This is a genomic window from Longirhabdus pacifica (assembly GCF_004115085.1).
Classification (GTDB): domain Bacteria; phylum Bacillota; class Bacilli; order Paenibacillales; family DSM-105158; genus Longirhabdus; species Longirhabdus pacifica.
Genome location: NZ_QXJP01000031.1, coordinates 19394 through 31995, shown reverse-complemented (window position 1 = coordinate 31995; position 12602 = coordinate 19394). Strand labels below are relative to the sequence as shown.

Here is a 12602-nt window from a genome sequence, read left to right as displayed (position 1 = left end):
CTATGTGCACTGGTATAATCATATTCGAATTCATGGAACATTGGGCTACATGAGCCCTGTTCAATATAAACTAGCTGACCTTAAAAAAGTTGTCTAGCTTTCTGTTGACAATCCACTCCAATGCTAAAACATCATCGTAGCATATGTTTCCTAGGTTAACATTTGCACCGTAGGATTGAATGAAAAATACTTGTTGAGACTTTAAAGGTGCTTCCCACATAATATGATTCATACTTCCTAATTTTTTTTCCACAAGATGCAACTTCTCTTGATCTGCTTTCCCTTCATCATCATAAATGCCTACACCTTTCCCTGTTTCTCTTCCTTCAATAATGACGAATGAAGAACCCGCAGTTAAATCAGATTGAACAGTGTCGATGAAAGCATCTACTTGCAGTGAGGAACCCCATATTTTCTTTCCGTATTCTGTAATCACCTTCCAATGAGGACGAATCGCTTTTTTAATGAGAGCGTTTCTTTCTTTAACAGATAACGATATTGTTCCATCTGAAATTTCAATACCGTTAAACCCGTATTGCTCACATGTGGCAAGATAAGTATCGACTTTATTGTGCAGTATAGCCACTTCCATGAACGTTCCACCGGGTACAATCGTGATGTCAAATTGCTTTGCTACTTTAATTTTTTCCTTCAATATGTCAATAGGATAAAGTGCGCTTGTTCCAAAACCAAGTTTAATGACATCAATATATTTGCTGCATAGTATGAGGTAATCTATGAAATATTGTAAAGGAACTCCTTTATCAATCACCATGGTAACGCCTCTATGAGAAGTAGAGTTCTCATTTCGCTCTTTACTAGGGTCTTCTATAACGTTGTGCCAAGTTAGTTTGGGAAAGTCTTTCATCGGTGTAAAACCCCTAACTATCATTTAATTGTATGATACCTGGAATTAATATATGCGCCAATACTTCGTTAGGTGACATGTGCCTATCTTTCGTAATTGTAATGATAAATAGATACAAGCTTGCATACAATCAAATATAAAGGAGGTTACATAATGGAAACAGTATAATTCCATGAGGTTAGGAGTAAGTGAGGATGAATAAATTTATACTTACTATGGTTGTTATTCGCATCATTTCCGGCTCAATAGAAATAATGGCGGCCTTCCTTATGTATAGAATACATCAATTGGATAAAGCACTCTTAATTAATACAAGCCTAGCATTTGTCGGGCCGCTAGTACTCATAGCAACCACTACAATTGGATTGGTAGGTTTGTCGGACAAACTATCTATGCAGAAGATGGCGTGGATTTTGGTTGGTGTGTGCTGTTTATTTGTCGGTGTTTTGAAGAAATAATGGAATAAAAGTTTACGCCTCAGTAGCCAGGCGTAAAGGTTGTAATATTGTAATTTCTCCATCTTATGATTAGCAGTAATAAGTTGCTTGAACAAGTTCATTCAACGTAGATATAAGATGAAGAAATAATGGAATAAAAGTTTACGCCTCAGTAGCCAGGCGTAAAGGTTGTAATATTGTAATTTCTCCATCTTATGATTAGCAGTAATAAGTTGCTTGAACAAGTTCATTCAACGTAGATATAAGATGAAGAAATAATGGAATAAAAGTTTACGCCTCAGTAGCCAGGCGTAAAGGTTGTAATATTGTAATTTTTCCATCTTATGATTAGCAGTAATAAGTTGCTTGAACAAGTTCATTCAACTTATCTATATCATATTTAGTCATAATTGTTGTCCTTTTGCATAGATATGGATGTAAACAGTGGACAACTTGGAGGAAATGAAGTGAATCAAATTTTAACGATTCTCCCCCCCATGCTACGCCGTATTTTAGCAGGTGTTTCATCAGAGCAATTAAAAAAAATAGAAGAAATACGATTAAGAGAAGCTAGAGCCCTGCAAATGGAGACCAATGAAGGTTCTTATTTTTTAACAGACAGCGGAAAACTGACTCAAGATTTTAGAATGGCGTACATCGTCAGTAAAGAAGACTGCAGACAATTAATCAATATGTTGACTCAGCACTCACTCTACTCATTTGAAGAAGAAATAAAGCATGGGTATATTACCGTTGCTGGAGGACATCGAGTGGGTATAGCAGGAGAAATCATTACGCAAAACGGGAAAGTCAAACAGATGAAACACATCAGCTGCTTCAATATTCGATTTGCCAAACCTATTCATCATGTCAGCCATCCATTACTTCCTTATTTGCGGGATCATGTACAAGCTACCGTATATAACACCTTAATTATATCCCCACCACGTCACGGAAAAACAACACTTTTAAGAGATTTAGCCAGAACGTTAAGTAACGGTAATAACGGACAAGGAATGCAAACAGGGCTGAAAGTAGGCATAGTGGATGAGAGATCAGAAATTGGGGCATGTGTGAAAGGGATTCCAACTTTTGATGTTGGAGCAAGGACGGATGTGCTCGATCGTTGTCCAAAGGCGGAAGGGATGATGATGCTCATACGTTCGATGTCCCCAGAAGTGCTCATTGTGGATGAAATTGGTAGAAAAGAAGATGTAGATGCTTTATTTGAAGCACTTCACGCAGGTATACGCATGATAGCAACAATACACGGCAACCAAATCAATCAAGTACAGAAAAGATTGTGTTTTCACCATCCGTTAATGGGGGAATTTTTTGAAAGATATGTCCTGCTTAAAAGAGAAGCAACGAAACTCCAATTCAGAGTGTATGATCAAAAAGGAAATTTGTTGAAATCACTGTTGCAAAAGAAAGAGAGTGATTTTGATGCTCCAATTATTCGGTAGTGTATTTATTTTATTTTCTAGTACAATGATTGGATTTTCACAAGCTGCAAGAATACATGCTAGAACATCGCAGCTCAGACTATGTATTCATGCGATGCAACGATTGCAGACAGAAGTAACCTATGGTTTAACTCCTTTACCCGAAGCATTGCAACATATTAGTAAAGTGATACCTTCTCCTCCTCTTGCAAATATGTTTTACGACATTTCCATGATGTTGTCAGAGGAAGGGACTAGTACACAAGAATGTTGGCTTTACGGTATAAGCAAACATTGGAGAAAAACAGCCATGAAAAAAGCGGAAAAAGAAATTTTAGAAAGGCTAGGAAGTACATTAGGGCTTTCTGACCAAGACAATCAGTTAAAACATATTCAGTTGGCTGTACAGCAATTGCAGATGGAAGAAGAACATGCAAGAGCAAATCAAATGAGGTTAAGTAAAATGTGGAGAAGTCTTGGAATTTTAACTGGTTTGTTGGTAACGATCATTTTGTTATAGACAGAAGTGCGGAAGAGGTGCTTGGGTGTCATGAGTGTAGACATTAACGCAATTTTTCAAATAGCGGGGATTGGTATTATTGTTGCAATGATTCACACCGTTTTAAAACAGATGGGAAAGGAAGATATGGCCCATTGGGTTACCTTGATTGGGTTTGTGGTCGTGCTTTTTATGGTTATACGCCTGTTGGATGAATTACTAACAGAAATAAAGGCCATTTTTCTCTTTCAGTAAACTTATCTTCATGAGCAGAAGGTGACTGTAATGGAAATCATTCAAATCGTCGGCATTGGCTTTATTGTTACAATACTGACATTGATTATAAAAGAACAAACACCGTTATTTGCTTTTATTATTACCATTTTCGCAGGAATTGCCATCTTCTTATTTCTAATAGGAAAGTTATCTTCTATCATTCAGGTCGTTGAACAACTAGCTAATGCATCCAATGTCAATATGGTGTTCTTGCAAACCGTGCTAAAAATAATCGGTATCGCCTATATTGCTGAGTTTGGTGCGCAAATCGTAAGAGATGCTGGACAAGAATCTGTTGCTTCAAAAATCGAACTAGCAGGGAAAGTATTAATTTTATTTATGGCATTACCCATTATCACTGTCATTATTGAAACCGTAATCGGGTTGCTGCCAACTTGAGTGGAGGCTGGGTAATACAATGCCGAAATATGTAACCATTTTGCTTATCGTATGGATCATCTTCGGATTTCAAATTACTTTTGCTCATGCAGATAGTCCAGCAGATAAATGGATTGAAATACAAACAGAACAATTGCAAACAGAAGAAATGGAACAGTACTGGAATAATTTAATGAAAGAATACGGTCAATTTATTACAGATTCCAAGTCACCGAGCCTAATTGAAATGATTACATCTAAAGAAACAAATTTTAGTGTAACAACCTTTTTACAAGGCATTCTTAAATTTTTATTTCATGAAGTGGTATACAATGGCAGATTATTAGCGATGATTATTCTCATTACTGTTTTTAGTGTGCTGCTCGAAACATTTCAAAATGCATTTGAGAATAAAACGGTAAGTAAAGTTGCATATAGTGTGACTTACATTTTACTTATTGTCATTGCTATCAACAGTTTCAGCATTACGATTGATTATGCGAAATCAGCGATTTCCAGTATGATTCATTTTATGCTTTCTATGCTACCACTCTTATTAACTTTATTAGCTTCTATGGGGAATTTAGTAACGGTTTCTCTTTTGCATCCCCTAATTGTACTCATGATTCATACGATTGGAACGTTAATATATACGGTCATATTCCCACTGCTGTTTTTTTCAGCGGTACTCAGTATTGTCAGCTCGATTACAGAAAACTATAAAGTGACGTATTTAGCGAATTTATTGAAAAATATTAGTATTGCCATATTAGGTATTGTGCTTTCAGTTTTTCTTGGCGTTGTCTCTGTACAAGGGACGACATCTGCAGCAGTGGATGGCGTAACGATTAGAACGGCAAAATATATAACCGGTAACTTTGTTCCTGTTGTAGGTAGAATGTTTTCTGAAGCGTCAGATACGGTCATCGGTGCATCACTATTAGTTAAAAATTCAATAGGTATTGTCGGTGTGATTATCGTCGTGTTTCTTTGCGCTTTTCCCGCTATTAAGATTATGGCTTTGGCTCTCATTTACAACTTGTCAGCTGCCTTAGTGCAGCCTCTAGGTTCCAGCCCCATTGGAGACTGTCTACGAACAATAGGCAAAAATATGTTATATGTTTTTGCATCCGTTGCGGCCGTAGGTTTCATGTTCTTCTTGGCCATTACGATATTAATTACTGCTGGAAATGTATCGGTCATGATGCGTTAGCGCAAGGTAAATGTTTCTTTACTACAATGGTGTGCATAGAAAAGGAGTGTCTTTCTTTGATTGATTGGTTAAGTGAGTGGCTCCGTGAAATTATTATTATCATTTTAATTGCATCCTTTGTGGAATTAATATTGCCTAATAAATCCATGCAGCGGTATACGAAAGTAACCATTAGTTTATTTATTATACTTACTATACTTTCTCCGATCATTTCATTTATCCAGTCAGATTTTAATGTTGAGCAGTTATTTTCAGAACAAAGTATAAATAATGTGTGGGACGAAAATGTTGGAGAGAATGAAATGCCATCTTTGGCTGAAGTAATGGAGCAAGGAAATGATTTAAGGACAAAGCAAGAAACACTGACAGCGAAATGGATTGAGCAGCAGATAGCAGAAGAGATGAACACACAGCTTATTGAGGTTGTAAAACCATGGAGTGTCAAGGATATCATGGTCAAAATAGATTCACAATCAGAAGAGGAAGTAGTGCAATCTGCAATTACAAACGTGGAAGTACATTTACATGCACAAGAAGAAACACCAGAAGAAGTGAGTAGCGGAATTGCTGTTGTCGCCCCCGTAAAAGAAGTGGAAGAGATCACCATCGAATTCCATTCTGTAAATTTGGAAGATTTGAAACAACAAGAGAGTACGAAAGTACAGCAAGAAGATGAACAATTCAAGGCAATAAAAAATGAAGTAAAAGCATTGTTTTATGAACAATGGGGCGTCAACGAAGATGACATTGTAATTTTACTTCAATAGCCCATGCCACACGACATGGTTGATAATCATACATGAAATTGAAAATACAGTAACGTTAGAAGTTGAAAAATGCTTTAAGGGAGGTGAGGCTGTATTTTTAAAAAGTGGATAGATCTCTTGTCCAAAAATATGAAGCATAAAGACGATGCAAAATCGGGCAACAAAATGCGATGGCTCTTAATCATTGGGCTTATTGGTGTGATGATCTTAATACTAAATTCTTTTTTAACTACGCAAAAATTAGAAAATTTAAATGACGGGAGAGCCTCCCCTCAGCCCCCAGAAGAAGTGAATGAAACTTTTTTAAAGCAAGACGAGAATACATCTATTTTTACGGAAACAGAACATCACTATGAACAACGAATTAAAGAAATATTGGAGAAAATCGTTGGAGTAGGAGACGTGGAAGTGATGGTGACTGTGGATTCTACAGAAGAGATTATTGTGCATAAAGATTTGCGAGAAACGAATCAACAAACTGAAGAAAGAGACATAAAAGGTGCGACGCGTTCTATTAGTGACATCACACGAAGTGGGGAGTTAGTACTCCGTGGGTCAGGGGATAATGAGCAACCAGTCATTTTAAAAACCGTACAAGCAGACATTAGAGGCATTATCGTCGTTGCGAACGGTGCTGAAAATGCGACAGTAAAAAATCTTATTTTAAAAGCGGTTACGCAAGGGTTAGACGTACCAGCACATCGTGTATCCATTTCCCCCAGAAAACAAAGCTAAATTTAAAAATATGAAAGGTGGATCATAAATGAATACAAAAAGACAAACGATTTGGTTAGTATCTATTTTAAGCATTATGGTTATATTATCGGCTTACTACTTATTTACAGGAGGCCAAGATGGAGATCTTGCAGGAGAACCAGGTTGGGATCAGAATCAGGATCAGGATTACTTTGGCCCAGATGTTAATATGGTAGGAGTAGGGTCAGAGCCGACAGCAGAAGGAACTGGACAAGAAGCAACCAGTGATATGAGCGCAGATGATGCTATTTTAGAACAAATTGCACAACAAAATATGTCCGCACTCGATAATTTGGTGCAACAACAAATAAATCGTGAAGAAGCTTACGAGAAAAAATCGGAAGAACTCATGACGATCATTACAACGGGTGAAAGTACTGAAGCAATGTCACAAGCATACGAACAATACTCTGAATTAGAGGGTGAAATGGCCGTTATTGCAGCAATTGAAGCAGAACTGTTGAAAGATTATAACTATGCTGTCGTCTCCAAAGAAGAAGATAAGTGGAAAGTGAGTGTGCAGACAGAAAGCTTGGAAAAGACGCAAGCTGTTAATATTACAGAGTTAATGATGGATGAGTTGCAATTAGCAGCAAATGAGATTGTCATTCATACGATTCAATAATAGTTGAATGAACTTGTTCAAAGAACTTATATTGTTTCATGTTATTCGTCCTAGGTGGGGTCCTACTCCACCTCATTTTTATTTTCATCCTAAAAATGTTATAATAGTGCCCATATATGCTCAACATAAGTATATTTTAGTACTTTATTGCATATAAAGTGGACCTGTTTATAAAAAGCGTAAATGAAACGGGACGAATATTATATACTAAACTGATGTATCTTATTTGGGCACATGAAACGGATATAAGTCATATTTTTTAAAATTTTCTGTGTTTTATTCTGTTTTAATGATGTAACATCTCACCATGGTCATGGTATATCGGCTTTTTTTTCACCATGAAAACGAATTATTGTAAACAAGTTAGTGACCTTTTAAAAGATTGTGATATAATACTATCGTCAAGTTGAAATGATGTTCAACGTGTTAATGAAAAAGGAGTGGTATAGTGTGTTTAATCTAGAAGAGATCAAACAACTAATTAGTTTAATTGATGAATCTGACATACAAGAATTTGAAATTTCTAAAGACGGCGAAAAAATACATTTGCGCAAACCAGGGAAAGTAGAAACGGTTGTCATGCAAACTGAAACTACAATTCCTAGCATGCCAGAGATCAAAAATCCCATACAAGTGCAGCCACAATTAAATACAGAACAAGCTTCAGTAAATATCGAAGGCCAAGCAGTACAATCACAACAGCAAGATGCAAACACACATGTTATTACTTCTCCAATGGTAGGAACATTTTATACTGCCCCATCACCAAATTCTCCTGACTATGTTAGCGTTGGTGATAAGGTAAGTGAAAATACTGTAGTATGTATCGTAGAAGCAATGAAATTAATGAATGAAATTGAGGCGGAAACGAAAGGTGAAGTACTAGAGATATTAGTGGAAAATGGACAATTAGTAGAGTACGGACAACCTCTATTCTCCATTAAATTGTCATAAGAATTAGGAGGATTTTTAGATGAAATTCAATAAGGTGCTAATTGCAAATCGGGGAGAAATCGCTGTTCGTATTATACGAGCATGTCACGAATTAGGCATTCAAACAGTAGCGGTATACTCAGAGGCAGATAAAGATGCACTCCACGTTAAGTTGGCAGATGAAGCTTATTGTATAGGGTCCACAGCATCAAAAGATAGTTATCTGAATTTAACTAATATTATGAGTGTTGCAACCTTAACGGATGTGGATGCGATTCATCCAGGTTACGGTTTTCTTGCTGAAAATGCTGATTTTGCAGAGATATGCGAATCTTGCAATATTAAATTCATTGGTCCTTCACCTACAGCAATAAGTAAAATGGGAGATAAGTCTGTAGCCAAACAAACGATGATAGATGCAGATGTGCCGGTCATTCCTGGATCGGACGGTTTAATTGAAAGTGTAGATGAGGCACTGGCCTTAGCTGCTGACATCGGCTATCCTGTTATGATTAAAGCAACAGCAGGTGGTGGCGGTAAAGGTATTCGTATTGTAGACAATGAAGAAAGTCTCGAAAAACAAATCATTGCCGCACAACAAGAAGCACAAAGTTCTTTCGGTAATGCAGGAGTCTATTTGGAAAAATTCTTAACAGGCATGAAGCATGTAGAGATACAAATTATTGCGGATCAGTTCGGCAATGTTGTTCACTTAGGAGAACGCGATTGTTCTGTACAACGAAGAAGACAAAAATTAATCGAAGAAGCTCCATGTCCTGTGCTTACGGAAAATACAAGAAGAAGTATGGGGGAAGCAGCTATTAGGGCGGCAAAAGCAGTGCAATACGCTGGTGCAGGAACGTTAGAGTTTTTGTTAGGCCCTGATGGGAATTTTTATTTCATGGAAATGAATACGAGAATTCAAGTGGAACATCCAGTTACAGAAATGATAACAGGCGTTGATCTTATTAAAGAAATGATTTCCGTTGCGGAAGGCAATCCACTTTCATTCACCCAAGACGAAGTGAAGTTTACCGGTTGGTCTATTGAATGTCGTGTCAACGCAGAAAACCCAGACAAAAATTTCATGCCATCTCCAGGTAACATTCATTTTTATTTACCACCGGGAGGTTATGGTGTTCGCATAGACAGTGGAGCTTACCAAGGCTATACTATCTCTCCACACTATGATTCCATGATTGCAAAAGTGATTGTCCATGGTAACACTAGAGAAGAGGCGATTGCAAAAATGGAATGTGCATTGTCGCAATTTGCTATTGAGGGAATACATACCACGATTCCATTCCATCTGAAAATATTAGAACATCCAAAATTCAAGCAAGGAACTTGCGACATTAAATTCCTTGAAGAAAACGAAGTTTAAGGTGGATGTACCCTAGTGGTACAAGTAATTGTCATAAAGATTGATAAATGCTATATTATAAAAGTAAGAAAGAAAAAAATGTTAACTGTAAAAAGCACAGAGAAATTTAACATAGGTTATAGCATCATAGTAAGCAACTATTTTATTGGAGGTTAACAGAATGACAGCTCTTACTCCTGATTTTCAAAAAACGGAATTAGGCTCAATTCATATTGTCCCAGAAGTTGTAGAAATTATAGCTGGATTGGCAACGGTCGAAGTAGAAGGTGTAGCAAGTATGAGTGGCGGTTTCGTAGGCGGAATTGCTGAATGGTTAGGAAGAAAAAACCTTGCAAAAGGTGTTAAAGTGGAAGTTGGAGAAAAAGAAGCAGCAGTAGATGTTTCCGTTATTATTGAATATGGCATTAGAATTCCAGATGTAGCATCGGAAATTCAGCAAAATATTCAAAATGCAATCCAATCCATGACGGGACTGCAAGTGGTGGAAGTAAATGTACATATTCATGATGTGCATTTTGCAGAAGCGGAAAAAACAGAAGAAGAAACAGTACAAAGAGTGAAGTAATTATAGTATACATCTTACTGCTCCCTTTTCTGAGAAGAGGGAGCAGTATCTTTAGAAAGAGATAGCTGTAGCTATGGAAGGAGCAGGAAAATGAACGTAATGGATAGAATTTTCACGTTTTTGCTTAGTATAGTAGGCATTGTTGTTGCATCAATGGCCATTTTCTTTACCGCCAATGAACACGAAATGATGACGATTTTCTTTGAACTAGAAGGCAATATGTTGCTCAAAGCGTATATTATCTCGGGGCTCTCTGTTTTACTATTGATTAGTATTCGTTTGTTGTATGCATCTATTGGTATGAAGAAAGGGATGAAAGGTGCTTCTATCGATCAACGCACAGATTTTGGTGATATTCAAATTTCCCTTGAGACGGTACAAAATTTAGTGTTGAAGTCTGCCGGCAAAATACAAGGCATAAAAGAATTAAAAGTGAAGGTTAATGTGGATCAAACAGGCTTATTAATTCAAATTAAAACCATGGTAGACGGTGAAAAGCCAATCCCTAATTTATCAGAACAAATGCAAAAAGTAGTCAATGATTATGTGGAAGAAATTACAGGTGTTCCTGTAGCAAAAGTATCCGTAATCATCGCTAACATTACGCAAACCCAGACGTTTTCACAACGTGTAGAATAGGAGTGAAGACATGTTTAGAGACCTGTTTAGAGATCTTTGGGACAACCATAGGGGTAAGTCCATTGGTTTGATAATGGGCATCATATTTGGAATCATTTATTTGTTTGCTGGGTTTTGGAAAACCCTATTGTTTGTACTCATTGTATTGTTATGTTTTTTTGCTGGAAAAAACATAGATAATAAAGAGCCAATTTTACATTTCGATAAAGTTGTGGGATGGATTGCAGACCGTTTTAATGGGTTTCGTTAATAAAATTAACAGCATATTATTGTGTTACAGCATAAAAACATATACTATAGATATGTTGAATTGAAATAGGTCATATTACACATTACATATAAGTTGATACATTATGTTATTTTGTTTCGAAGGAATATAGAACCCATTTCGATGTTTTTACATGTTGTAGTTATTACTTTATGTTATGTGATAGTGGTAATAGGTTGCATTGTAGAATACAGTCAACCTAAATAGTGTCAGGAGGAAAAGTATGAAACGAAGAGCGGCAAGAGAGATTGCAGTGCAAATGTTATATCAGATCGATATGAACAACGAAACTGCCGCAAATGTAATCGATAATGTTTGGGACAGTATTCATGATGAGGAGGAAAATGTGCAGCACGATAAAAATGCATATGACTTCATTTCTCAAATTGTTTACGGAACAACGAAATATAAAGAACAAGTCGATGAAATGTTAAAAGGATTTTTAAAAGGTTGGAAAATGGAACGCTTATCGAAAGTTGATTTGCAAGTACTTCGATTAGCCGTATATGAAATATGTGTGGCAAACACACCAGAGAAGGCTATGATAAATGAAGCAGTAGAATTGGCTAAGCATTTCGGGGATGAGGACTCTGGGAAGTTCGTGAATGGGGTGCTTGGTAAAGTCGTTGAAAACAAATCACTGTGGATAACAAAAGAAGAAAAATAAAAAAAGAATCATAACAAGTTGGGTGGGAATGGAATGACCGCAAAGATTATTGATGGTAAAGCTGTTCGAGACGAAATACTGTGTCAACTTAAAAACGAAATGGAAACATTAAAACAACAGGGAGTGACACCAGGGCTTGCTGTCGTTATTGTGGGCGATAATCCTGCCTCTAAATTGTATGTAGGCATGAAAATTAAAAAATGCAAAGAACTTGGTATGCATTCTGCAGTTCATGAGAAATCAGCAGATATCACGCAAGAAGAACTGGTTGCATTGATTCACCAATTAAATGAAGACGAGAACATTCATGGTATTCTAGTGCAATTGCCTCTACCTGCACATATTCAAGAAGAAGCCATTATATCTGCAATTGATGCAAAAAAAGATGTGGATGGATTTCATCCATACAACGTAGGTAATTTAATGATCGGAGACGCTTATTTTTTACCTTGTACTCCAGCTGGCATCATTGCGTTGTTAAAGCATTACAATATGGAAATAGCGGGTAAACATGCCGTCGTTGTGGGTAGAAGTAATATTGTAGGTAAACCAGTATCCTTGTTGCTGCTGGAAGAACATGCTACCGTAACGATGTGTCATTCCAAAACGAGTAACTTAGCTGAAATCGTTAGTCAAGGTGACATTGTTATTGCTGCAACAGGTAGACCAGATTTATTAGGCAAAGAGCACATTAAACCTGGCGCAGTGGTTATTGACGTTGGTTCTCCGAAAAGTGATGTGAAATTTGAAGAAGTGAAAGAAGTAGCTTCATATATTACTCCAGTACCTGGTGGAGTAGGTCCAATGACCATAGCAATGCTAATGAAAAACACGGTACTAGCCGCAAAACAAAGAATAGAGAATACTACCATTCAGGTGTGA

The 12602-nt window shown here is 36.9% G+C and carries 18 protein-coding genes; 17 read left to right on the top strand and 1 reads right to left on the bottom strand.

Features of this window, described 5'->3' with window-relative positions; translation table 11 throughout:
- The first annotated feature begins 4 nt into the window (after positions 1–4).
- The gene (locus tag D1Z92_RS17900) at positions 5–97 is read left to right on the top strand and encodes an IS3 family transposase (protein ID WP_370741244.1); all 93 of its coding nucleotides are present in this window, start codon (positions 5–7) and stop codon (positions 95–97) included.
- Here D1Z92_RS17900 and comA read toward each other — a convergent pair.
- Positions 71–868: a phosphosulfolactate synthase gene (gene comA, locus D1Z92_RS16235; RefSeq protein ID WP_164931678.1), complete on the bottom strand. Its 798-nt coding sequence runs from the start codon at positions 866–868 to the stop codon at positions 71–73. The genes D1Z92_RS17900 and comA overlap by 27 nt on opposite strands.
- A gap of 194 nt (positions 869–1062) precedes the next feature.
- Here comA and D1Z92_RS16230 point away from each other — a divergent pair, with 194 nt between their 5' ends.
- The 16 genes from D1Z92_RS16230 (at position 1063) to D1Z92_RS16155 (ending at position 12602) form a co-directional block, all read left to right on the top strand.
- A complete protein-coding gene (locus D1Z92_RS16230) occupies positions 1063–1326 on the top strand; it encodes a YqhV family protein (RefSeq protein ID WP_128896732.1) in 264 nt (87 codons plus the stop codon).
- Positions 1327–1772: 446 nt separating this feature from the next.
- On the top strand, positions 1773–2771 hold the full coding sequence (spoIIIAA, locus tag D1Z92_RS16225) for a stage III sporulation protein AA (protein ID WP_164931677.1): 999 nt from the start codon (positions 1773–1775) through the stop codon (positions 2769–2771).
- On the top strand, positions 2752–3270 hold the full coding sequence (gene spoIIIAB, locus D1Z92_RS16220) for a stage III sporulation protein SpoIIIAB (RefSeq protein ID WP_164931676.1): 519 nt from the start codon (positions 2752–2754) through the stop codon (positions 3268–3270). Before spoIIIAA ends, spoIIIAB begins: the two co-directional genes overlap by 20 nt.
- 30 nt (positions 3271–3300) lie before the next feature.
- Positions 3301–3504 (top strand): stage III sporulation protein AC, encoded by a 204-nt coding sequence (gene spoIIIAC / locus D1Z92_RS16215; protein ID WP_128896729.1) that lies wholly within the window; start codon positions 3301–3303, stop codon positions 3502–3504.
- A gap of 30 nt (positions 3505–3534) precedes the next feature.
- Positions 3535–3924 carry a stage III sporulation protein AD gene (gene spoIIIAD / locus D1Z92_RS16210; RefSeq protein ID WP_128896728.1) on the top strand — a complete coding sequence of 130 codons (390 nt, stop codon included), beginning with the start codon at positions 3535–3537 and terminating at the stop codon, positions 3922–3924.
- A 19-nt stretch (positions 3925–3943) separates the two neighbouring features.
- A complete protein-coding gene (gene spoIIIAE, locus D1Z92_RS16205) occupies positions 3944–5116 on the top strand; it encodes a stage III sporulation protein AE (RefSeq protein WP_128896727.1) in 1173 nt (390 codons plus the stop codon).
- Between the two features lie 56 nt (positions 5117–5172).
- Positions 5173–5883, top strand: a complete 711-nt coding sequence (gene spoIIIAF, locus D1Z92_RS16200; RefSeq protein WP_164931675.1) for a stage III sporulation protein AF — start codon at positions 5173–5175, stop codon at positions 5881–5883.
- A 117-nt stretch (positions 5884–6000) separates the two neighbouring features.
- The gene (gene spoIIIAG / locus D1Z92_RS16195) at positions 6001–6618 is read left to right on the top strand and encodes a stage III sporulation protein AG (protein WP_240666786.1); all 618 of its coding nucleotides are present in this window, start codon (positions 6001–6003) and stop codon (positions 6616–6618) included.
- Between the two features lie 28 nt (positions 6619–6646).
- Positions 6647–7264, top strand: a complete 618-nt coding sequence (locus D1Z92_RS16190; protein WP_128896725.1) for a SpoIIIAH-like family protein — start codon at positions 6647–6649, stop codon at positions 7262–7264.
- 450 nt (positions 7265–7714) lie between these two features.
- Complete coding sequence (gene accB / locus D1Z92_RS16185) at positions 7715–8218, top strand: acetyl-CoA carboxylase biotin carboxyl carrier protein (RefSeq protein ID WP_128896724.1); 504 nt, start codon at positions 7715–7717, stop codon at positions 8216–8218.
- A gap of 19 nt (positions 8219–8237) precedes the next feature.
- Positions 8238–9581, top strand: coding sequence for an acetyl-CoA carboxylase biotin carboxylase subunit (accC, locus tag D1Z92_RS16180; protein WP_128896723.1), 1344 nt, complete (start codon positions 8238–8240; stop codon positions 9579–9581).
- Between the two features lie 160 nt (positions 9582–9741).
- The gene (locus tag D1Z92_RS16175; RefSeq protein WP_128896722.1) at positions 9742–10146 is read left to right on the top strand and encodes an Asp23/Gls24 family envelope stress response protein; all 405 of its coding nucleotides are present in this window, start codon (positions 9742–9744) and stop codon (positions 10144–10146) included.
- Between the two features lie 90 nt (positions 10147–10236).
- Positions 10237–10785, top strand: coding sequence for an alkaline shock response membrane anchor protein AmaP (gene amaP, locus D1Z92_RS16170; RefSeq protein WP_128896721.1), 549 nt, complete (start codon positions 10237–10239; stop codon positions 10783–10785).
- A gap of 10 nt (positions 10786–10795) precedes the next feature.
- The gene (locus D1Z92_RS16165; protein ID WP_128896720.1) at positions 10796–11035 is read left to right on the top strand and encodes a DUF2273 domain-containing protein; all 240 of its coding nucleotides are present in this window, start codon (positions 10796–10798) and stop codon (positions 11033–11035) included.
- Between the two features lie 241 nt (positions 11036–11276).
- On the top strand, positions 11277–11720 hold the full coding sequence (gene nusB, locus D1Z92_RS16160) for a transcription antitermination factor NusB (RefSeq protein WP_128896719.1): 444 nt from the start codon (positions 11277–11279) through the stop codon (positions 11718–11720).
- A gap of 33 nt (positions 11721–11753) precedes the next feature.
- A complete protein-coding gene (locus tag D1Z92_RS16155; protein WP_128896718.1) occupies positions 11754–12602 on the top strand; it encodes a bifunctional 5,10-methylenetetrahydrofolate dehydrogenase/5,10-methenyltetrahydrofolate cyclohydrolase in 849 nt (282 codons plus the stop codon).